The 20135-nt window shown below is 63.2% G+C and carries 19 protein-coding genes and 2 pseudogenes; 16 read left to right on the forward strand and 5 right to left on the reverse strand.

Annotation, left to right across the window (positions count from 1 at the left end; all coding sequences use genetic code 11):
- Positions 1-122: 122 nt before the first annotated feature.
- Positions 123-1052: a nucleotidyltransferase and HEPN domain-containing protein gene (locus MU856_RS15760; protein ID WP_263588985.1), complete on the reverse strand. Its 930-nt coding sequence runs from the start codon at positions 1050-1052 to the stop codon at positions 123-125.
- A 387-nt stretch (positions 1053-1439) separates the two neighbouring features.
- Here MU856_RS15760 and MU856_RS15765 point away from each other — a divergent pair, with 387 nt between their 5' ends.
- From MU856_RS15765 to MU856_RS15830, 14 genes are all read left to right on the forward strand, one after another.
- Complete coding sequence (locus MU856_RS15765; protein ID WP_062901488.1) at positions 1440-1631, forward strand: DUF6771 family protein; 192 nt, start codon at positions 1440-1442, stop codon at positions 1629-1631.
- Between the two features lies 1 nt (position 1632).
- The gene (locus MU856_RS15770; RefSeq protein WP_238929759.1) at positions 1633-1962 is read left to right on the forward strand and encodes a hypothetical protein; all 330 of its coding nucleotides are present in this window, start codon (positions 1633-1635) and stop codon (positions 1960-1962) included.
- A gap of 18 nt (positions 1963-1980) precedes the next feature.
- Positions 1981-2490 carry a hypothetical protein gene (locus MU856_RS15775; protein WP_062901486.1) on the forward strand — a complete coding sequence of 170 codons (510 nt, stop codon included), beginning with the start codon at positions 1981-1983 and terminating at the stop codon, positions 2488-2490.
- 30 nt (positions 2491-2520) lie between these two features.
- Positions 2521-3174 (forward strand): SOS response-associated peptidase, encoded by a 654-nt coding sequence (locus MU856_RS15780; protein WP_062901485.1) that lies wholly within the window; start codon positions 2521-2523, stop codon positions 3172-3174.
- Positions 3175-3184: 10 nt separating this feature from the next.
- Positions 3185-3310 carry a hypothetical protein gene (locus tag MU856_RS15785; RefSeq protein WP_263587900.1) on the forward strand — a complete coding sequence of 42 codons (126 nt, stop codon included), beginning with the start codon at positions 3185-3187 and terminating at the stop codon, positions 3308-3310.
- A 297-nt stretch (positions 3311-3607) separates the two neighbouring features.
- Positions 3608-4357 carry a helix-turn-helix transcriptional regulator gene (locus MU856_RS15790; RefSeq protein WP_062901484.1) on the forward strand — a complete coding sequence of 250 codons (750 nt, stop codon included), beginning with the start codon at positions 3608-3610 and terminating at the stop codon, positions 4355-4357.
- A 98-nt stretch (positions 4358-4455) separates the two neighbouring features.
- Entirely contained in the window at positions 4456-5079 is a 624-nt protein-coding gene (locus tag MU856_RS15795) for an acyl-homoserine-lactone synthase (protein WP_062901483.1), read from the forward strand.
- Entirely contained in the window at positions 5076-5951 is an 876-nt protein-coding gene (locus tag MU856_RS15800; protein ID WP_263587901.1) for a phytanoyl-CoA dioxygenase family protein, read from the forward strand. The genes MU856_RS15795 and MU856_RS15800 overlap by 4 nt, the downstream gene beginning before the upstream one ends.
- Positions 5948-6559, forward strand: a complete 612-nt coding sequence (locus MU856_RS15805) for a GntR family transcriptional regulator (RefSeq protein ID WP_062901481.1) — start codon at positions 5948-5950, stop codon at positions 6557-6559. The genes MU856_RS15800 and MU856_RS15805 overlap by 4 nt, the downstream gene beginning before the upstream one ends.
- 218 nt (positions 6560-6777) lie before the next feature.
- Positions 6778-7419, forward strand: a complete 642-nt coding sequence (locus MU856_RS15810; RefSeq protein WP_238929757.1) for an RNA polymerase sigma factor — start codon at positions 6778-6780, stop codon at positions 7417-7419.
- Entirely contained in the window at positions 7416-8405 is a 990-nt protein-coding gene (locus tag MU856_RS15815) for a FecR family protein (RefSeq protein ID WP_263587902.1), read from the forward strand. The genes MU856_RS15810 and MU856_RS15815 overlap by 4 nt, the downstream gene beginning before the upstream one ends.
- A gap of 97 nt (positions 8406-8502) precedes the next feature.
- Positions 8503-11040 (forward strand): TonB-dependent receptor, encoded by a 2538-nt coding sequence (locus MU856_RS15820; protein ID WP_263587903.1) that lies wholly within the window; start codon positions 8503-8505, stop codon positions 11038-11040.
- Positions 11030-12058: a hypothetical protein gene (locus tag MU856_RS15825; protein ID WP_263587904.1), complete on the forward strand. Its 1029-nt coding sequence runs from the start codon at positions 11030-11032 to the stop codon at positions 12056-12058. The genes MU856_RS15820 and MU856_RS15825 overlap by 11 nt, the downstream gene beginning before the upstream one ends.
- A 52-nt stretch (positions 12059-12110) precedes the next feature.
- Positions 12111-13474 (forward strand): IS3 family transposase gene (locus tag MU856_RS15830; protein WP_409372266.1). Its coding sequence is split into 2 segments (ribosomal slippage): positions 12111-12458 and positions 12461-13474, totalling 1362 coding nucleotides; the frame shifts between segments, so codons are not numbered across the junction.
- A 74-nt stretch (positions 13475-13548) separates the two neighbouring features.
- Here the strand turns inward: MU856_RS15830 and MU856_RS15835 are convergent.
- Positions 13549-14514 (reverse strand): annotated as a pseudogene (locus MU856_RS15835) (IS110 family transposase); the annotation flags it as partial.
- Positions 14515-14668: 154 nt separating this feature from the next.
- Between MU856_RS15835 and MU856_RS15840 the strand changes: the two are divergent.
- Positions 14669-15019 (forward strand): annotated as a pseudogene (locus MU856_RS15840) (integrase core domain-containing protein); the annotation flags it as partial.
- Between the two features lie 80 nt (positions 15020-15099).
- Positions 15100-15342 carry a hypothetical protein gene (locus MU856_RS15845; RefSeq protein WP_062901471.1) on the forward strand — a complete coding sequence of 81 codons (243 nt, stop codon included), beginning with the start codon at positions 15100-15102 and terminating at the stop codon, positions 15340-15342.
- 437 nt (positions 15343-15779) lie between these two features.
- Here MU856_RS15845 and MU856_RS15850 read toward each other — a convergent pair whose 3' ends face one another.
- Genes MU856_RS15850 through MU856_RS15860 form a run of 3 tightly spaced genes read right to left on the reverse strand, consistent with a single transcriptional unit; the run spans position 15780 to position 20109 of the window.
- Positions 15780-16715 carry a LysR family transcriptional regulator gene (locus MU856_RS15850; protein ID WP_062901470.1) on the reverse strand — a complete coding sequence of 312 codons (936 nt, stop codon included), beginning with the start codon at positions 16713-16715 and terminating at the stop codon, positions 15780-15782.
- A gap of 2 nt (positions 16716-16717) precedes the next feature.
- A complete protein-coding gene (locus tag MU856_RS15855; RefSeq protein WP_263587905.1) occupies positions 16718-18562 on the reverse strand; it encodes a CocE/NonD family hydrolase in 1845 nt (614 codons plus the stop codon).
- Positions 18559-20109 carry an AbgT family transporter gene (locus MU856_RS15860; protein ID WP_082820039.1) on the reverse strand — a complete coding sequence of 517 codons (1551 nt, stop codon included), beginning with the start codon at positions 20107-20109 and terminating at the stop codon, positions 18559-18561. The genes MU856_RS15855 and MU856_RS15860 overlap by 4 nt, the downstream gene beginning before the upstream one ends.
- Positions 20110-20135: the final 26 nt, after the last annotated feature.

The raw sequence follows: 20135 nt of genomic DNA on the forward strand, positions 1-20135 counted from the left end.
CGAGCCGAAATCAAACGCCAGCGGATTCAGGCTTCCGTAACGGAATCTTGCAGCGTGGTGCCATCAGGCAACACATTGTTTTCGGCGCAACCAACTCGGGTACGAGATTGATCGGGGAGAGATTATCCCGCCGCGCGACAGTTTGCCTCAAGCTCGGCAATGCGCTCCGAACAGATTTCATGAACAGCCCGGCCGAGTTCCTCGACACGTGCCGCAAGCCACAGCAGGTCCGCTTCGCTGATCCGATAATGTTTCGAGTAGCGGGCCTTCACATAGGCTTCCTTGAGCTTCTCGAAGCGAGCGCGATCGGCCTTCAGCTCACGCGGCCACGCGTCGACGAGACGCATATCGAGCCGCTCGGCCTGCGTCCGCAGAAAGCCGAGATTGTGAACGTGGGGCGAATAGAAAGTGCACACCAACAGAACGCAATGATAAAGGCTCTCCGCCGCTTGATGAAGAACGAATGATGCCTGCTTGAAGACACCTTCGGCGCGTCCTGCCTCATGCATTTTGAAGAAAGCGTTTGCCTGAGGAAACCACTCCTCGAAATATTCCTTCGCCATCGCCAACGCCTGGTCAGGCGTCTTCGGCTTCGGCTGATGCAAGGCCTTGTCGTCGGCCTCGTAAAGCGCAATCCCGTCGCGCGCGACGTCCATGAAGAAATAGCGCCCGTGCGCGAGCCCGTCGTTCACCTCCTGCAGCGTATGAACGATGAAATTCACCGGTGTCTTGAGGGTCCGGTCGATCAGAAGTTCCCGGGTCAGCCGGTCGTCAAGCTTCGACCAGACATCGACCTTGTCGATGAGCCGCTTGTCGCTGACGATGATGAGCAGGTCGAAGTCCGAGCGATAGCCTTTCGCCGTGTGCGGTTCGTCGACCCAGCCGCCGCGCGCATAGCTGCCGTAGAGGATGATCTTGTCGATCCGCCCCTTCTTCTTCCAGCTCATCGTGCCGAGCGCCAATGCATCCTCGAATTCTTCGAAGATGATCGCCTTCACGCGCTCGAGCTCGCGCTGCTTGTTGGCCGGGAGATGGTCGAGATCGTTCCGCATCGCTCCTTTCTTCTGTGGGCACATGCTTGCCCGATGGCAAGCGCGGTCATGTCCAGATCGACACCTGATGCCGGATCCCGGATACGAAAATCCCAGACAGGGATGCCGAACGCCCGTGCCTTGTCGACGAGATTGTCCCGGATGCCGGTGCCGGAGAAGACGATGAGCCCGGTGGGCATGGCGTCGATCAGCCACTCGTTGGCTTGAAGGGCGCGGCTTTGCGATCGCGGTCCGGTCGGGGCGGAATGCCCCTGCGGGATTTTGCGCGCGTCGGCTCAGCAGGCGGCGGCGCGCCGGTCGGGGCCGCGCCGTGGCGGAAGACCATGTCGGCATGGCGGACATGCACGCGGACTTGCCAAAATGTTCTTCCTATGTTCTCATTGATGCATGGACAGAATCGATACCGCCCGAGTCGCCGAAACACTGCTCACTGCGCCCGGCTGGGCGCGCGTGGGCCTTACCGCACCCACCCGCCATGTCCGCGTCGAGGCAGCATTCGAGCTGGCGCGCGCGATCGCAGAAAGCTTGGGCGAGAATGGCGAGCCCGCGCATATCGACCAGCTCGGGCTGTCGCTGTGACGTGGGCGGCTGGACCAAAGACGGGCAGCGGCGCGCCACACATTTATTCGAAGCGGCGGCCTGGTATCAGGCGGTCAGGCCCGTTTGCCGCTGCGGGCATGGCGCAAGCTTCGATCCCTATGGCCTCTGGTGGCTGTTCCAGCGCAAGATGTGGGACGATGATCTTAGGCGCGCCCGCGAGAAATTCTGGTGCGCGCGCTGCAAGGCGCGAACGGGCAAGCGTATACGCCCGGTCCGGCTCGACCTGGTCGAGCCTGGCAAGGACGACATTCGGCTGCCGATGCCCGACGAGCGCGAATGGAAGCGCGCGCTGAGCCGTTTCCGCGCCTAGCCAGCGAAAGGCAGACCGATGGATATAGAAGGCGACGACGCCCTCATCGGCATCGGCAGGTCGCATCGCGTGATGATCTGGGACGGTGTGCGCGAGCGCGAGAAGGAGCTCCACTGGGGTTTGCCTTCGCGCGATCCCGATGTCATCCAGATTCCGCTGCTCAAGTCCGAGACTGCGATCATCGATCGGCCCTGTCTGCTGCTTGCCGATGCCTTCGGATTGGTGAAGCAGGGCAAGACAATCTATTCGGCCAGCCTGATCGGCGAACCGTTGATGGGCATCGCGGCGGTCTGGCGACCGGAGAACCGCGAATGGCCGGGCAGTTTCGCGGCGCTCACCGTCGCTGCCTACGACGATCTCGCACCTTATAAGGACCGCCATGTGGCGGTGGTTCACCCCGAGGATCTTTTCGACTGGCTCGAGCGCGCGCGACCGCCGCTGGACATGTTGCGCCGCTTCCCCAAGAATAGCTTCAGAATCGCGCCGCCGATCCAGCAGAGCTTCGGGGCTCTGCTGGGGGCAGCCTGACCGTGAGCCGTCCCTGACCTGGAGCCGTCAATGTGCAATCTGGTGACGCTGAACAGCTCGGTTGACGAAGTGGCATCCTATTTCAGGGCGCGCCGGCCGCAGGCCACCAATGTCTCGCCAGGCGACGTCTATCCCGGCGGTCAGGGTTTCGTGGTCCGCCAGGACGGCGGCGAGCGCGTCCTGCAGGCGATGACCTGGGGCTTTCCGGTGCGGCTCAAGCATATGAAGCCCACGAGCAAGCCGAAACCCGTCAACAATGCCCGCGACGACAAGCTGATGTCCTTCTGGCGTCCCTGGTTTACCAACCCGGCGCATCGCTGCCTCATTCCCTTCACCTCCTTCGCCGAAGCCGAAGGCGAGAAAGGACGCATGACGCGGACGTGGATCAGCGTCACCGACCAGCCGCTCGCCGCCTGGGCGGGTCTCTGGCGTCCGAGCGATGAATGGGGCGATTGCTATACGGGCGTGATGGTCGATGCGACCGAGGAATTGTTTCATATTCACGACCGCATGCCCGTGATTCTGCACCCCGAAGATCATGAAGCCTGGCTCCAGGCGCCTGCCGAAGAGGCGATGGCGCTGGTCGCCAAATTTCCCGCAGACCGCCTCGCCGTCGAGCGGACCGACGTGCCATGGTTCAGCCGCAAGGCCCCGCCGGCTGAGGCGCCAAACCTCTTTCCGTGATGCGGTTCCGATGACCGATAAACCCAGGTGGAAGCGTCGCGCCGTTGCTATCGAGTTCTGGCTCGCCGCGGTGATCGTGGCGGGCTCCTTCATCGCTGGAATTATCGGCGCGGTTCGGTCGCTCACCGGCGACTGACTGCATAGCTCGCGCAGCGGGGACATCGCATCGCATGGCCGTCAGGCCAATGACATGTCAAAATGGTCCCATCTTCTACTTGCACAGGCTTTACGTCACTTCTCGGGACGTTAGACCGTTGGAACCGATAGATCGCCGCGCCGAGGCAGCGAAGACTGCCGTCCGGCGCGCGATATCAGGACCCGTCGGTGACTTGTCCCAATCTCGCGCGTCCCGGAGAGGAACCGGCGGCGCTCGACCCCAGGGAGCGGATCGCGGGCAGCCGGGTCGGGAACGCGCCAGCGGCCGATTATCGACGTGAAGCAGTTTTATTTGACAGAGGAACTCGCCCGGGAAATTTCAGGCGCCGGGCATGAAGACCATCTTTTTTCGGCGCTCGCGAAAGCCGCAGACCGTATGGGTTTTGACCATTTCGCACTCGCCTTCGAACGACGCGGCGGCGATAACGCGTCAATCCTTGTCCATAATTATCCCGAGGCCTGGGCGCGGATTTATATCGGCCTCGACCTCCGCTCAACCGACCCGATCCGGCGCGCCGGCGAGCGATCGCTCACCGGCTTCGAATGGCGCAATGTCGACCATTTTATTCCGCTGTCGCGCGGCGATCGGCAATTTCTCAGCGTCGCGCGAGAGAGCGGCGTCGGCGACGGATTCACCGTTCCGCGTCATCTGCCCGGCGAGGCGAGCGGATCCTGCTCTTTTGCCGTGAAGCCGCGCGCCGACACGCCCGGCCATATGCTCCATGTCGCAGAGATCATCGGTGCCGTCGCGATCGCGAAGGCGCGCGAGCTCGTCGGCGCGGCGCCTCTGAGAGGACGTTCCATCCTCACCGAGCGGCAGCGCGAATGCGTGCTCTGGTCGGCGCGCGGCAAGACCGCGGGCGAGATCGCAGACATTCTCGGGATCAGCGAGGAGACGGTGGTGCGCCACCTCAAGATGGCGCGCGATCGCTATTCGGTCCATTGCCGCTCGATGCTGATCCTTTGTGCATTGTTCGACGGTCTGATTGGCTTCTCCGACATCTACGACTGGTGGCGCCCCGACTGATCCGGCGGTCCAATCGCAAAAGGCTTGCCCATAAATGGGAATAGCCGCCCCGCGGGATTGGTGGTCTGAAATGAGCTTCCAGCAACAAAGGACATTTCATGACCGATCAATCCCCGCGGGCGCCAACTGCGCCCGGCGACGCGGCGCTGCGCGCCATGTTCGCCGCCCGCAAACACGTGTTCATCGACCGGTTAAAATGGGATCTTCCTGCCCTTGACGACCGCTTCGAGCTCGACCAGTTCGATAATCCGCAGGCCCGATATCTTATCCTTCTCGATCCCGACGATCTGCGTCACCGTGCATCGGCGCGATTGCTGCCCACGACATCGCCGCATCTTCTCGGCAACATCTACCCGCACCTCTGTCCGGACGGCGCGCCCTCTGACGAGAGCATCTGGGAGGTCAGCCGCTTCTGCCTCGACCCGGCGCAAACGGCGGCAGAGCGTCTCGACGCGCGCAATCAGCTCGTCAGCGCCCTTGCGGACCATGCCCTTCACAGCGGCATCCGCGAATATGTCGGGATCGCCGACACGCGCTGGTTCGCGAAGATCAGCAGCTTCGGCTGGTCCTGCCGCGCGTTCGGCCCTGCGCGGCCCGACGGGGCATGCCCGATCCTCGCGTTCGGCATCCGGATCGATGAGGACACGCTTCCCGGGCTGCAGCGGACGGGAACATGGGCGCCGCTCGGGCTCAGACTCGAAAGCGGGGAGCTCGCACCATGAGAAGGGCTATCAACCACGCCGCCCTTGGGCGCCTCGTCAGCGAGCTCCGCCGCGACGGATATTGCATCCTGCATGGGGCCGCGCCCGCGCCTGTGCACGCCCTCGCGAAGGATCTCGAGCCGGTCTTTGCCGAAACGCCCTTTTGCCAGGGCGACTTCTACGGACGGCGAACGAAGCGGTTCGGCAGCCTGTTGCGGCGCTCGCGGCACATGGCCGATCTGGTGCTCGACCCTCTCGTTCTGCCCGCCGTCGAGGTGATCCTTGGAACGGGATGCGAACGCATCCAGCTCAACCTCACGCAGGCGATCGAGATCCACCCCGGTGAAGTGCGGCAGTTTCCGCATCGCGATCAGGACATGTGGCGCGGGGCAGACGGCAGCCAGGAATATCTGGTCAATGTCCTCTGGCCCCTGACGCCCTTCACCAGGGACAATGGCGCGACCGAAATCTATCCGGGAAGCCATGGCGTCAGCGGTATGGCCAAAGAGGATACCGGCCCTCCCATATATGCCGAATGCGAACCCGGGGCGGCGATCTGCTTTCTGGGATCGACCGCGCATGGCGCTGGCGCGAACATCAGCGAGAACGTCCGGCGCGGCGTGCTCGTGAGCTACAGTTTAGGATGGCTGAAGCCCTATGAAAATCTGTGGCTGGCTTACCCACCTCACGTCGCAAGAGATTTTCCGCCCGGGCTCGCGGCGCTAGCGGGCTATGCGCAGCACCGCCCCAACCTTGGCAATTATGAGGGGCAGTGCCCTTCCATCCTCCTGCAAGGCGATCCGCCTGGTCCAGTCGGCGCCGTCGATGCGCTTCGTCCCGACCAGGCCGATGCCGTCGCCGATTTTGCCGCCGGCCAGAGGAACGCCCAATGAGCCCCGCGCATGTGTTCGAGCCGACCTATGAGGCGGTCAAACGGCGCCTGATGACGGGTGTGTGGCCGGCCGGCGCGAGGATCGAAGCCGCGCGCGTCGCCGATGAACTTGGCGTCAGTCTGACTCCGGTGCGCGACAGCCTCTTCCGGCTGGATGGCGAACGCATGGTCGACTTCCGACCGGGTGAGGGTTTTCATGTGCATCGCCTCACCGAGACCGAATTTCGCGACCTTCTCGAACTGCATCAGGTGCTCCTGCTCGCCGCGATTGCGGCGGCACCGAATGCGGCCGCAGCGCCGGTGTCTGCCGACCAGCCCTATCCCGACCGGATCGCCGATCTGTTCCTCGCCATCGCCGAACGAACTTCGAACGGCGAGATCGTCGCGAGCATAGCGGCGATCGGCGACCGGCTGCAGTTCTCACGGCACTTCGATGCGGCAATCCTCGGCGACGTAGAGAGCGAGTACCGCCGGATCGAGACCGCAGTCGCCGATGCCGAACCGCAGGCCGCGGTCCGAAATTTGCTGCTTGGCTATCATGAGAGACGGGCGCACGAGGCGGCGCGCTTTGCACGGATGCTTGGCGCTCACCAGGGCGGCCAGGCTTGATGCGCGAGACCGCATCCGACACTTTTGCTTGTCAGCGCCCCTCGCACTTGACATGATTCAGGGGCGCGGAAGCATCGCTGGCAGCTCCTGCGCGGAATCTTTCGCCAGGCATTAAATGCGCCAGTCCCTGACCGGACCGGCGGCCGAACCGGACCTGGATCGCACCCGCGACCGAACGGCGGCGCAGCATGGAGAGACGGGCATCCGGCCGCGGCGGGATGGCGCCGCTCGTGCCTGCGGGATTTTGTGCCGTGCCCTCCTGTACCTGCGGCGACCGCGCCCCGTCGCGCCATCCCTTTTCGGTGTCGTCAGCGTGCCACGCGCATCCCGACGATCGTCCGGTGCCGACCGAACAGCAATGCGTATCCGGGCAAGATCTGGAGACGGCGTACCGTACTCACCGCGCGTCGCTCTTTTATTTCCTGCGCCGCAAGGCGGGAGCAGAGGAAGCGCCCGATCTTGTACAGGAAGTTTTTGCGCGCGCCGCAGGAAGCGCGCAGCGCGACCGGCTCGCCAACCCGGGCGGTTTTCTGCGCCGCATTGCCCAGAACCTCTTGATCGACCGGGCGCGCCGCCGCAAGTCTGCGCCCACGGCCCTCTTTTCGCTGCGCGAAGAAAGCGATGCGGCAACTCCGGCGACCCAGGAATGGAATCTCGAAGCCGCTGATCTGCTGCGACTTTATGAGCAAGCGGTTGACGCCATGCCGCCGAAGACACGCCGTGTCTTTCTCATGCACCGGGTGGACGAGTTCTCCTATCGCGAGATACATGAGCAGCTCGGCATCAGCATCGCGACGGTTGAATATCATATGATGAAAGCACTCGGTCTGATCGCAAAGGTGGTGGACGGCGAACAATGAGCGGACCCGGCGGCCATGATTACACGGTCGATGAGGTCGCACGGGCCTGGCTCGTTAAACTGCGCGGCGGTGATGGAGATGCACTCCGCGACGAGTTCGATGCGTGGCTGCAGGCATCGGCCGAGCATCGTGAAGCCTATCGGCGCGCCGAGAAGCGCATGGCCGCGCTCGCGATCCTCAAGACGTCACCGCGCCACGGAACGGCGCATGCCGAGGCGCGGCGCGGCCGGGTTCGCGGCTGGTTCGCATGGGGCGCTGCCGCCACCGCGCTCGCGCTCCTGATCATCGCGATCGGAGCCGCAGGCGCCCCGCTTCCCGGCCAGCCTGGCGGCGCAGCGAGGGCGTTCGCCGCCGAACCCATCGAGACGCAGCGCGGCGAGATCCGGACCTTTCAGCTCGCCGACGGCTCGAGCGCGACGCTCGACACCGACAGCCGGCTCGACGTCGCCTTCGCGAAGGACGCACGCAGCGTTCGTCTGGTCAGGGGACGGGTGCGGCTTTCGGTCGTGCGGGGCGATGTCCCGCTGAAGATCGAGGCGGGGCGCGGCGGGGCGATAGCCAATGATGCCGAGATCGATCTCAGTCTCGACGCGGAGGGGACCGTCGTCGCATCGCTGCGCCGCGGCGCGGCCGAGGTGCGCGCGGATGGGGATAGCGGAGAGGCGAAGCGAGTCGAGGCGGGAAGCGCGCTTGCCTATGGGCCGGGCAAGCGGCTCGCGCCTGTCGCGGCGCCGGCGACGGTCATTCCGGCCGGCTGGCCCGCGGGCTGGGCGGACTATCGGTCGATCAGGCTCGGCGCGCTCGTCGCCGAGGCCAATCGCTATGCGGCGGTCCCCATCGTCATCGACGATAGCGCGATAGCCGCACGCGAGGTGTCGGGCCGCTTCCACATCAGTGAGACCGAGGCGTTTGCCGAACGGATCGCAATGCTGCTCGACCTAGCGGTCGACAGCCAGGCGGACGCCATCCACCTCAGCCGCCGATAATTTTTTCATCGCGCGGCTAAGGTCGCTCGGCTTCTTCCGTCAACGCACCCCACTGACCGCCTGCCTGATGCACGGCCGAGCCTTTGGGGGAGTGAAAATGTCGATCAGAATCCGTTCGCTGGGCGTCCTGCTTGCCGGGACCGCCGCCTGCCTGTCGCCGCAAGCCGCGCAGGCGATGCAGGCGCCACGCCAGTCCTATGATCTACCGGCGCAGGACCTCGGCGATGCGCTGCGCCGCGTCGCTCTGCTCGCCGATATCGAGCTTTATGTGAGCGCGCCTAGCATCGCGGGGAAGACGGCGCCTGCCCTGCGCGGCGAACTGACGCTTCGCGAAGCGATCGAGGCGCTTCTCGCCGGCAGCGGCCTCACCGCCCGCTTCGAGGAGGGGTCGGTGATCATCCTGAGCTCCGCCGGAGCGCCGGCAGCCCCCACGAGCGAGCCCGCTGCGATTGTCGTCACCGGTTCGCGCATCGCCGGCGCGCCCGCCGCAGCGCCAGTGATCGACATCAGCGCCGAGGATATCCGCAATGCCGGGCATGCCGATCTCGGAGAGGTTGCGCGCAGCTTGCCTCAGAATTTCGGCGGTGGGCAGAATCCGGGGATCGGCAATACGCAGGGCGCGGCCAATGAGAATGTCAACGCCAATGGCGCATCGACCTTCAACCTGCGCGGGATCGGTCCCAATGCCACGCTGACGCTGATCAACGGCAAGCGCTTTGCCTATAGCAGCGTAAACTCGGTCATTGACGTCAGCGCCATTCCGATCGCCGCTGTAGATCGCGTCGAGATCATGGCGGATGGCGCATCCGCGATATATGGCGCCGACGCGGTGGCCGGGGTGGTCAATATTCTGCTCAAGCGAGACTATGATGGCGTGTCGACCAGCGTGCGGCTCGGGGCTTCGACCGACGGCGGCAATTTCCAGCAGCAATATAATCTTCTTGGCGGCTCGGCCTGGTCGGAGGGCGGCATCATCGCGGCTTATGATTATTCGCGCGGTACCGCGATCCGGGCGAAGGATCGCAGCTATGCCGGCGCGAATAATCCCCATTCCACGCTATATCCCGACTTGAGCAGGCACGCGCTTCTCTTGAGCGGGCACCAGTCGCTCGGAGGCGGTGTGACCTTGGCAGCCGACCTCATCTACAAGCGCGGAAGAATGAAATCGGCCACGGGCTTCACAGTGGCCCAGCCACTCCGCAACGCGGGGCTCGAAGCGCGCACCGAGTTTGAGACATTCGGTTTCGCCCCAACCCTGTCCGCTGACCTGTCGGGGAGTTGGAAACTCAATGTCGGAGCATTTTTCGGAACCGACACGACCGACGGCCTCAGTCAGAATTACAGCGGCGGTGCGCCGAGCAGCGCGACCGCACGACATTTCTTGAACCGGAACATCGCCGTTGAGGCCGGGCTCGAGGGTCGGCTATTCGACCTCCCCGCGGGCGCCGCGCGCCTTGCGCTGGGTGGAGGCTATCGGATCAATCGCTTCTCATCGAAGATCGGCACGCGCAGCTTTGCCCGCTCGCGCCGCAATCACTTCGCCTATGGCGAGTTGCTGCTTCCTCTGACGAGTCCCGACCAGCATATCGCGCTCGCCTACCGCGCTTCGATCACCGCGGCGCTGCGCTACGAGGATTATTCCGACTCCGGAGACATCGTCACTCCGAAGCTTGGTTTCGTCTATGATCCGATAAAGCAGCTCCGGCTCGGGGTGTCGTGGGGCAGATCCTTCAAACTCCCGACGCTCTATCAGCAATACTCGGGCTATTCGGCACTGCTCGTCCCGGTTGGCGGCTTCGGCCAAGGCTTTCCTGCCGGTTCAACCATTGCTTACGCGCTTGGCGCAAATGATCGGCTCGGGCCCGAGCGATCGGAAAACTGGACTTTCAGCGCAACCGTGCGGCCACTGTCGGGGCTCGCGCTAACCGCGAGCTATTTCCGGATCGACTACAAGGATCGGGTCGCGCCGCCGCTGGCTTCGGGTGCCGGGGTTCTCGACAACCCCATCTATGCCGATCTCGTGACTCGCAATCCGGCACCGGCACTGCTGGACACCATCTTCGATGGCGCCGATGGCGGGCTCCAGAACATAACGGGCGCGCCCTACGATCCCGCGCGCGTTGTGGCCTTCCTCGATGCGCGCGACCGCAATGTCGCACGGCAAAAATATCGTGGGGTCGATGTGGCCGTGCGATACGACGCCGCGCTGGGCAGCAACCGTCAGCTAAGTCTGAATGCCGGTGCTACTTGGCTCGATAGCAGCCAGCAGCTTCTCACTGGCCTGCCGGTAACCGACCTTGCCGGGACAATCTTCCATCCGGCGCATTTCCGGGCACGCGGCGGGCTGACGCTGAGCGGTAATAACTTTTCGCTCTCCGCCTTCCTCAACCACAGCGGCGCCGTCACCGACAACCGCCGTCCGGCTTTTATCCAGATAAAGGGATCGACGACGATCGATCTCACCGGCCGCATAAAGCTGGCCAAGGGGACGGAAATCGCGTTGAGCGCGCAGAATCTGTTCAACAGCAAGCCCGCGCCGATTTTCACGACGTCGCCGTTCGACACGCCGTTCGACACAACCAACGGGTCGGCTATTGGACGCTTTTTGAGCGTGACGGTCCGACATGACTGGTAAGGCGCGTGCGTCGGCGCTTGCCTTCGTGGCGATCCTCGGCACTGGCAGTCCGATCGAAGCCACGGAAGGCCGTCGATGGACGATCGAGAATATCGCGATCGTACCGACCGATTTCGATCTGAGATTGGCGAGCGATGGCAGGTCGCTCGCCTATCTCGAGCGGCGAGCGGATATCGAAACCGATAAAAGCGTCTCGATCCTTCATCTGTACGATCTCGACTCGCACAGGTCCCGCGAAATTTTGCGGGCGCCAAGCGCCGAACAGCTCAGACGTCTGCCGGATGGCCGAGGCTGGAGCCTCCTGATCGATCGCGGAGATGGGCTTCAACTCTATAAGCTGGACGCGCGCGGGACGCTCACGCTGCTGCTCAAGCGAGAGGCCGTCGTTACCGTCGGGCAGACGGAAGGCGGGCTCTTCGCCGTACGAAGCGGCGCACCGCGCCGGATCGGCATATTATATCACGACTGGTCTCCTGACGGACGATGGCTTTGGTATGCGACGCTCAGGCCGCGTCCCGAACCGCTCGCCATGTCGATCGACGCTGCGGTCGTCGCACAGCGCTACCGGCGGCGCGCGCCGGTAAAGGCAACAGTGGAATTGCGACTGAGATCGGCCGCGGGCGAAGAGTGGCTGGTGGCATCGCGGCCAGCTCAAGATCGTCTCGCTTTCTACTATGGTGCGAATGTGCAGTGGACGCGCGAGGGCCCCCGCTACCAATTGGAGCAAGGCGATGCGGAGCGTTCGGGTGGCACCGGGACCTTCATTTGGAGCTTTGCAACAGGATCAAGCCATCCCGCGGAGCAGGAACCGGGTTTCCCGTCGATCGGCCTGGTCAGCGGTCCGCATGGCGGCGTGCTCGCGAGCGAAGGCTTTGGCCGCGAGCTCGACCTCACGGAGACGCGCCCGGATGGCCGCAAAATCCATTATGGCCCACAACCCTATTATATTGGCGATCCGCGTGCGGCAGGCAATTGGCTGGCGAACTGTCCGCCGTCAGCGCCAATGGCACAGATTTGAGGTTGTGATTTAAGGAGGATTTGGGCTTCGTCGTAGTGACGAAGGAACGAAGATGAAGCCCAAATCCTCCTTGAAAAAATCGGCGCCGAAGGCCCCAGCTGAGCGGGTGGTGAAGGACATACGGCGTGCGACGCGCCGGCACTTCTCTGCAGAGGACAAAATCAGGATCGTGCTGGAGGGGCTGCGCGGCGAAGACAGCATCGCCGAGCTGTGCCGCAAGGAAGGCATCGCCCAGAGCCTGTATTACACCTGGTCGAAGGAGTTTATGGAAGCGGGCAAGCGTCGTCTGGCCGGCGATACCGCCCGAGCTGCGACCACCGGCGAGGTGCACGATCTGCGCCGCGAAACCCGTGCCCTGAAGGAATGCGTGGCCGACCTGACGCTGGAAAACCGTCTGCTCAAAAAAAGCATGATCGCGGATGGGGGCGACGAAGAATGAGGTATCCCGCATCTGAGAAGCTCGAGATCATCAGGATCGTCGAGCAGTCGCATCTGCCCGCCAAGCGGACGCTGGACCAGCTCGGCATCCCCCGCCGGACCTTCTATCGATGGTATGACCGCTACCTCGAAGGCGGGCCGGAGGCGCTAGAGGATCGGCCATCGGCGCCGAGCCGGGTGTGGAATCGCATCGGCAACGATATCCAGCAGCAGATCGTCGAGATGGCGCTGGACGAGTCCGAGCTATCGCCCCGCGAGTTGGCTGTGCGCTTTACCGACGAGAAGCGCTACTTCGTGTCGGAATCGACGGTTTACCGGCTTCTGAAAGCCCATGACCTGATCACCAGCCCGGCCTTCATCGTGATCAAGGCGGCCGATGCGTTCCACACCAAGACGACGCGGCCGAACGAGATGTGGCAGACCGACTTCACCTACTTCAAAATCATCGGTTGGGGCTGGGTGTATCTGTCGACCGTGCTCGACGACTTCTCCCGCTATGTCATCGCCTGGAAGCTTTGCACCACCATGCGCGCCGGGGACGTCACCGACACGCTGGAACTGGCGCTTGAAGCCTCGGGCTGTTCGTCAGCCAGGGTCGTGCAAAAGCCCAGGCTGCTCAGCGATAATGGTCCGAGCTACATCGCCGAGGAGCTGGCCCAATGGATCGGTGCCAACGGTATGAGCCATGTCCGCGGCGCCCCGATGCATCCCCAGACCCAAGGCAAGATCGAGCGCTGGCACCAGACCCTCAAGAACCGGATCCTGCTGGAAAATTACTTCCTGCCCGGCGATCTGGAGACCCGGATCGAGGCCTTCATCGACCACTATAATCACCGCCGATATCACGAAAGCCTCGGCAATGTGACGCCCGCCGACACCTACTTCGGCAGGGCAGACGCCATCATCCAACAGCGCGAAAGGATCAAACGGAAGACCATCGAACACCGACGCTTGCAGCACCGCAAGCTCGCCGCTTAATATCAACCCCAGGACGAGGCCCGCGCTCCGCTAATCAACGCCGCGATCTGCGCCAAATGTTCTGACGACAGACAGGTAGCGAGGTCGAGGCCGCAGAACTTGAGGAACTGGCGATGGTGGCTGAACCGGCGCAGATCGCCGGCCTCGGCCAGGATCGTCAGGGCGTTGATCGGACCGATACCGGGGATCATGCGCAGGAGCTGATAATCGCTGTTCGTCGCCAGCGCGTCATCGGCGATCCGCTCGATCTCGTTACGCTGCTGAATCAGGGTGCGTGCCTGGGCGATGACCATGCGGAACATGGCGACCGCCGTGGAATCTTCGTCGATCGGCAGCGCGATCGATGCACAGGCGGTCTCGTAAATATCGTTGACCACCCGGGCCTTGGAGACCTTGCGACCGATCAGCGGCCAGGCCTGTTCGGTGAACGCCTCGCGTCCGATCGAGGTGATGCTGCCCGGCGTCGGGAAGCGTTCGATCAACGCCAGGAACCAGTCGGACCGGCTGTTGCCGGCGAAACGCTCGATCTCCGGAAAATACAGTGGCAGATAATGCGTGAGAATCCGATGCCAGGTCTGGGTCTTCGCCTTCGATATGGCTTCATGCGTCTTCGACATCTCCTGCAGATCGTTGATCCCTGCCGCCAGCGGATCGACATAGCGCTGGGTCGCGCCGATCTTCAGCATGTGCAGGATGACTTGCGCGTCCTTGGAATCATTCTTGTCCCAGCCATTGTGCAGCGCTTCGCGTGTCCGGGCCAAGGCGACCGACGAAATCAGGCGCAGTTCGCACCCGGCGGACAGCAATCGATGCGCCAACGTGCGGTGATAGTTGCCGGTTGCTTCAAAGCCGACGATCACGGGCCTACCGATGGTCGTCAGATCGTCCGCCAGCCGGTCATAGTCCGCCTTCGTTGCCATGACGGTCATACGGCGTCGGCGGCCGCCCTCCGGTCGTTCGAGGAGAACCTCCTGGCGGTGCTTCGACATATCGATGGCTACCAGGACGGCGTCGGGTGGCGTAGAATACAGCTTGGTCATGATCGGTCAGCCTCCAAAGGGTTGTGTCGACAACTTCTCTTTAGAGACCTGCTGGCAGGTCATGACTGCCTTGATGAAGCCGGCGGGCGCTACGCGCCCTTGTCTCCATCAAGGCATCGCGGCCCTTCGAAAGGCTGCTTCCCAATGTGCTATGGGCACGAGCTACATCGCCGAGGAGCTGGCCCAATGGATCGGTGCCAACGGTATGAGCCATGTCCGCGGCGCCCCGATGCATCCCCAGACCCAAGGCAAGATCGAGCGCTGGCGCCAGACCCTCAAGAACCGGATCCTGCTGGAAAATTACTTCCTGCCCGGCGATCTGGAGACCCGGATCGAGGCCTTCATCGACCACTATAATCACCGCCGATATCACGAAAGCCTCGGCAATGTGACGCCCGCCGACACCTACTTCGGCAGGGCAGACGCCATCATCCAACAGCGCGAAAGGATCAAACGGAAGACCATCGAACACCGACGCTTGCAGCACCGCAAGCTCGCCGCTTAATATCAACCCCAGGACGAGGCCCGCGCTCCGCTAATCAACGCCGCGATCTGCGCCAAATGTTCTGACGACAGACAATCACCGTGGGGTCGATCGGCATGGACCGCGACCTGATGCAGGATTTCGTCGAAGGGATTTCCTCGCCGATGCTGGGGCGTTTGAAAGATCTGGTTGCGATGTTCGAACGCGGTGAATTCGACCTCGTCGCGCTCGGTCGCGTCCTCCTCGCCGACCCCAACTGGCTGGAGAAAATAGAACAGCATCGCATCGACGAATTGACCCCCTATGATCGCGCGACTGCGCTCAAACAGTATGAACATCATTAAAGATTCTGTTCGAAGTCTGCATAGTCGCTTTGCGGTCCGTCGAACGCGGTCGCAGTTCCCCAAGCTAGACGGAAGCGGTTCGCTGCGGTTCGCTAAGGTCCCCCCGGCTGCGACGGAAATATCTGCCGACCCGTTTGCGCTGCAATAGGCCCCGCGAGACGACCGCACCGTGCTGCCGGGCGGCGGCTCTCACCCAGCGATCTAGGTTGGCTGAGAACTGAGGCGAGCGCTAGATCTGACCGCGGCCGCGCTGAACAGGTCTGACCTGGAATCGACACTTCGATCGGCGCTCACAACCACGCGCGGTGGAGCGATTCGCGATCTGGCGCGGCACGAAGAGGCGATGGCGATTGCATTCGAAGCCCATGCGCTGGAGCGAAAGAACAAGCGCCTCCATGCCCCGCGTACCCGCCGCCGTCTCAGGCCAAGAGTGCCACTCACAACATCCTTGCCGCAAAATAGGCCCGCACCTCCTTCTGAAATTCCAGCGTCAGCCGCGAAGGCCGCGACACGTTCGACACGGCAAAGGCATATTCATGCTCGATTGGCGGATCAAAGGGTCGGGCGACCAGCGGATGGTGAAGATAGGGCTTAACGAGCAATTCGTTCAGTATCGCCATCCCGTTCCCGCGTGCGGCAAGCGCGCAGGCTGAACCGTGCGTGTGCGTTTCGATCGCCACTGTAGGGCGGAGGCCAAAGGCGGCGAACGCGGCATCGACCTGCGTGCGCCAGTGGCGCCCCGCGCCGAGCAGAATTAAAGGATGCCGGCCGATGTCGGACGGCGTGATTTCGCCGCGTCCGGCAAGCGGATGATCGCCGCGCATCACGCAAACCGATCCGCTCGAAACTATCTGCTCGATCGCTAGATCGCTTTCGTCGGTCGGCAGCTTGACGAAACCGCAATCAACATAACGCATCGCGATCATCGTCCGCGCGGTTTCGACGCTGCGCGAATCGATGCTGAACTCGACGCCCGGAAAGCGCTCCCGAAAGCGGGAGACGATGTCGGGCAGCACGCCTTCGGCAAAGCTCGGCGGCGCGACAATCCGGACGGTACCCGCCGAATAGCCCGCAATGTCACGCACCAGACTGTTGAATCGGTCGAGGCTTGAGAGCGAAAGCTCGACTTCCTGGATCAGCTTGGTGCCATCGGCGGTCGGTACCAGCTTACCGCGATCGCGATAGAAGAGATCGAAGCCAACCTGGGCTTCAAGCTGCGCTATCAGGCGGCTGACCGCGGGCTGGGACAGGGACAATTGCTTGCCAGCGGCGGTCGCCGATCCGGTGCGCATTATCTCGGCAAAAACGCGCAGCGCGCGGAAGCTGACATCCTTGTCGGGCTCGACGCCGGCGGGTGCGAGCGGCTTTCGCATCGTCAATCGGTACCGGCTACGACGACAGGCAGCAGTATGCGCGAGGCACAGTCGCCGCCCACATGGACGCTATTAACTGCCACGATGGGGGCAAGTCCTTCGACGCGCCAGTCGGTGCCCGGGTTGATGTCGAAATGGGGAAAATTGCTCCCCGCGATCTCGATACGGATGCGATGCCCGACCGCGAAACAATTGCTCATCGGGAACGAGGCGATCAGCACGCGATAAACCTTTCCGGGCTCCATCACTTCTGGCACTTCAAAGGAGTCTCGGAAGCGCATTCTCAACAGGCCATGCGCGATATTGAGCGCATAGCCCTCCGGATAGTCGGCGCTCACCGGATAAACATCAACAATTTTGATCATGACGTCGGTATCGAGGGCTGTCGAGCTTACGAAGAGTTCGGCAACCGCCTGACCGGTCAGTTCGACGTCGCTACCCAGCGGATCGGTTTCAAACACCAGCACATCCGTCCGATCGGCAAGCGGGGACCAGGGTTCGCGCGCGCCGAAGAAATCGGGTCCTTCGCGTTGGTCGAATCCCCCTGCTTCCATCACCGGGGCTCCCGATGCGATCGCGCCGCCGATTGTCGGCACCGGATGATAGGGGTCGTGAATGAAGCTCGACGTGTGGGAACCGGCTGGTGCCGCTTCGCGCAGCGCGGCGTCGGGATGCAAATAGAATGGCGTCAGGCGCATCGTCGGCAGCGGCCAGGAAGCGGCGGTGCTCCAACGTCCCCCATGGTCGAGCCGCCCGCTCGGGAGGCGCCGGCCGGTGCCGCCGCCCATTATGAAGAAGTAAACCGGTTCGGGCAGCGGGTCGATAGCGCTAGCCTTCATATGACGGTCGAACCACGCCTTTCGCAGCGCGCCATAATCACCAAACAGATGGTCGAGGGTCGACTGCGGCCCAAAGTCGGCATCCCCCGAATAGGTAAGCGAGCGCTTCCCATGCGTCCACGGCCCGAGAATCAACTTTACGGGGCCGCGCTTGAGCTTCGACAGAGCGACGAAATTCTCCACAGCGGTCAGCGCGTAAGGATCATACCAACTCGACATGTGCACCATGGGCACGTCGGCGAAGTCCTCGTACCAGCCGCGCGCATAAAGGCCCCGCTGTTTCCAGAAGTCGGTGAAACGATCCTCGTCCCATTGTTCGAGGACGAAATCCTCATATTCCGGCGCCGCCGCGATCGGCGAGTGGCCGGGGCGCCATTTCTCGACGCCGATCCATTCGCGAATGTCGGATGCCTCGAGCGCCGCGCGCCGCGCGGGATCAGCCAGCGTTTCCGGCGCAAGCAGCGCATGCTTGAGCGCCCAGGTCAGTTGCTTGAGTTCATAGGCGCCCCCTTGTCGGATGCCGCTGTGGTAGGCGCTCGAAAATCCGCCCGAATCGAGGAACATCGCCGCGAGGCCCGGCGGATCGAGCGTCGCGAGTGCGGCCTGCACATGCGCGCCATAGGACAGGCCGAGCGTGCCGATCCGGCCGTTGCACCACGGCTGCTGCATGATCCAGGCGATCGTGTCGGCGCCGTCCTCCGCCTCCGACATATATTTGCGGAACACGCCCTGCGAGCCATAGCGCCCGCGGCAATCCTGCAACACGAAGGCGTATCCGTGCGCTGCGAAATCGGCGGCAATCACGGGCTTCGACCGCGGCACCGGATCGGCGACCGAGAAATCGGCGTGGTTCGTGCCAGACTTGTCATAGGGCGTGCGTTCGAGCAGCACCGGCACGGCCTTGTCTTTGGCGCCTGCGGGTAGATAGATGTCGGTCGCGAGATGCACGCCATCGCGCATCGGCACCATGACGTTGGCGATCACCTGGGCGGTCATGGCCGCGGTCACCGCGCAGGCATCATATAGGTTGCCGGTGCACCGGGGCCGACCGGCAGTTCGAGCCCGGTCCAGAATCCGACAAGGCAAAGTCCGGTCAGTCCAATTGCCATCGAGAAGGGCAGCATCAGCGCGATTAGCGACCCGACCCCGAAATCGCGGCGCCAGCGCTGTGCAAGGACGAGGACGAGGACGAAGTTCGATGCAACGGGTGTCACGATGTTGAAGATCGAATCGCCCATCCGGTAGGCGGCCGTGGTCATTTCCGGCGAGACGCCGAGCAGCATCAGCATCGGGACGACAATCGGCGCCATCGCGCTCCATTTCGCCGAGGCCGAACCGATGACGAGATCGAAAATCGACGACATTAGCAGCAGTAGAATCAGCATCACCGGGGTCGCAAGATGCTGGGCGCGCAGCCAGTCGGCGCCGTTGATCGCGAGCACCGGACCAAGGTTCGACCAGGCGAACATCGCGATGAAATGCGCGGCGAAGAATGCGATGACGAGAAACGGAGTCATGGTCGCAAGGCCGTCGGTCATCATCTTGACCACGTCGCGGTGCGAGGTGACGGTGCCGACCGCGGCGCCGTAAGCCCAGCCGCTGACGAGGAAGAGCAGCATGAAGCCTGCCACGAGCGAGGCGTAAAATGGTTCGAACCGGGCCGGCCCCAATGCCCCTGCATCGACCAGCGGCGTATAGCCGGGCCAGAAGAGGAAGGCTGCGAATAGGGCAATCACCGCGAAAGCAGCGAAGCCCGCGCGGCGCAGGCCGCGGCGCTGCAACACGGGATCGGCATGATCGTCGATCTCACCCTCGGGCGGCGGATCGCGCCACACACCGAGCCGGGGCTCGACGATCCGGTCGTTGACGAACCAGGTGATCGGCACGAGCAGCAATCCGAGCGCGGCGGTGAAATACCAATTGCCGAGCGGGTTGAGCATATGATCGGGGACGAGCAGCGCGGTCGCCGTTTTCGTGATCCCGAGCATCAGAACGTCAAACTGACCTGGCACCAGGTTGGCGGCGAAAGCGCCCGATATCCCGGCATAGGCGATCGCAATGCCCGCCAGCGGATGCCGCCCGGCGGCGGCAAAGATGATCGCCGATAGCGGAATCAATACGACATAGGCGGCATCGGCGGCCTGATGCGACAACAGGCCGATCAGAAAAATCGCCGGGCTGAGAAAGCGGCTTGGCACGCCGCGCATCGCGCGCGTCATCAGGGCGGTGAACAGTCCCGATCGCTCGGCGACGGCGGCCCCCAGCATGACGACAAGGATCAGCCCCAAGGGAGGAAAGCTGGCCATGGTGTCGGGCATGGCGGTCAGCAGCTTGCCGATATTTTCCGCCGAAAGCAGACTTTTGGTGACCAGTATTTCGCCATTCACCGGATTGACCGCGCTCCAGCCCCAGCTTGCCGCAGCCGCCGATACGGCGACCAGCAGCGCGATCAGACCAAGGAAGATGAAGACCGGGTCGGGCAGGGCATTGCCCCAGCGCTCGACCCGGTCGAGCCACTTTTGCGTCTTGCCTGACATCGTCGAACCGCCCCGCATCGCTGATTCCGTGATGGCCGCGCCGG

Origin of the sequence: Sphingopyxis sp. GC21, from assembly GCF_025727575.1 — a bacterium.
Taxonomy (GTDB): domain Bacteria; phylum Pseudomonadota; class Alphaproteobacteria; order Sphingomonadales; family Sphingomonadaceae; genus Sphingopyxis; species Sphingopyxis terrae_A.

Coding starts and splice junctions, on each gene's coding strand:
- MU856_RS15785 (WP_263587900.1), top strand. CDS start 3,185: ATGACCGATAAACCCAGGTGGAAGCGTCGCGCCGTTGCTATCGAGTTC.
- MU856_RS15810 (WP_238929757.1), top strand. CDS start 6,778: ATGGCGCCGCTCGTGCCTGCGGGATTTTGTGCCGTGCCCTCCTGTACC.
- MU856_RS15850 (WP_062901470.1), bottom strand. CDS start 16,715: ATGCGAAAGCCGCTCGCACCCGCCGGCGTCGAGCCCGACAAGGATGTC.
- MU856_RS15760 (WP_263588985.1), bottom strand. CDS start 1,052: ATGCGGAACGATCTCGACCATCTCCCGGCCAACAAGCAGCGCGAGCTC.
- MU856_RS15800 (WP_263587901.1), top strand. CDS start 5,076: ATGAGAAGGGCTATCAACCACGCCGCCCTTGGGCGCCTCGTCAGCGAG.
- MU856_RS15815 (WP_263587902.1), top strand. CDS start 7,416: ATGAGCGGACCCGGCGGCCATGATTACACGGTCGATGAGGTCGCACGG.
- MU856_RS15805 (WP_062901481.1), top strand. CDS start 5,948: ATGAGCCCCGCGCATGTGTTCGAGCCGACCTATGAGGCGGTCAAACGG.
- MU856_RS15775 (WP_062901486.1), top strand. CDS start 1,981: ATGGATATAGAAGGCGACGACGCCCTCATCGGCATCGGCAGGTCGCAT.
- MU856_RS15820 (WP_263587903.1), top strand. CDS start 8,503: ATGTCGATCAGAATCCGTTCGCTGGGCGTCCTGCTTGCCGGGACCGCC.
- MU856_RS15825 (WP_263587904.1), top strand. CDS start 11,030: ATGACTGGTAAGGCGCGTGCGTCGGCGCTTGCCTTCGTGGCGATCCTC.
- MU856_RS15765 (WP_062901488.1), top strand. CDS start 1,440: ATGGACAGAATCGATACCGCCCGAGTCGCCGAAACACTGCTCACTGCG.
- MU856_RS15780 (WP_062901485.1), top strand. CDS start 2,521: ATGTGCAATCTGGTGACGCTGAACAGCTCGGTTGACGAAGTGGCATCC.
- MU856_RS15795 (WP_062901483.1), top strand. CDS start 4,456: ATGACCGATCAATCCCCGCGGGCGCCAACTGCGCCCGGCGACGCGGCG.
- MU856_RS15860 (WP_082820039.1), bottom strand. CDS start 20,109: ATGCGGGGCGGTTCGACGATGTCAGGCAAGACGCAAAAGTGGCTCGAC.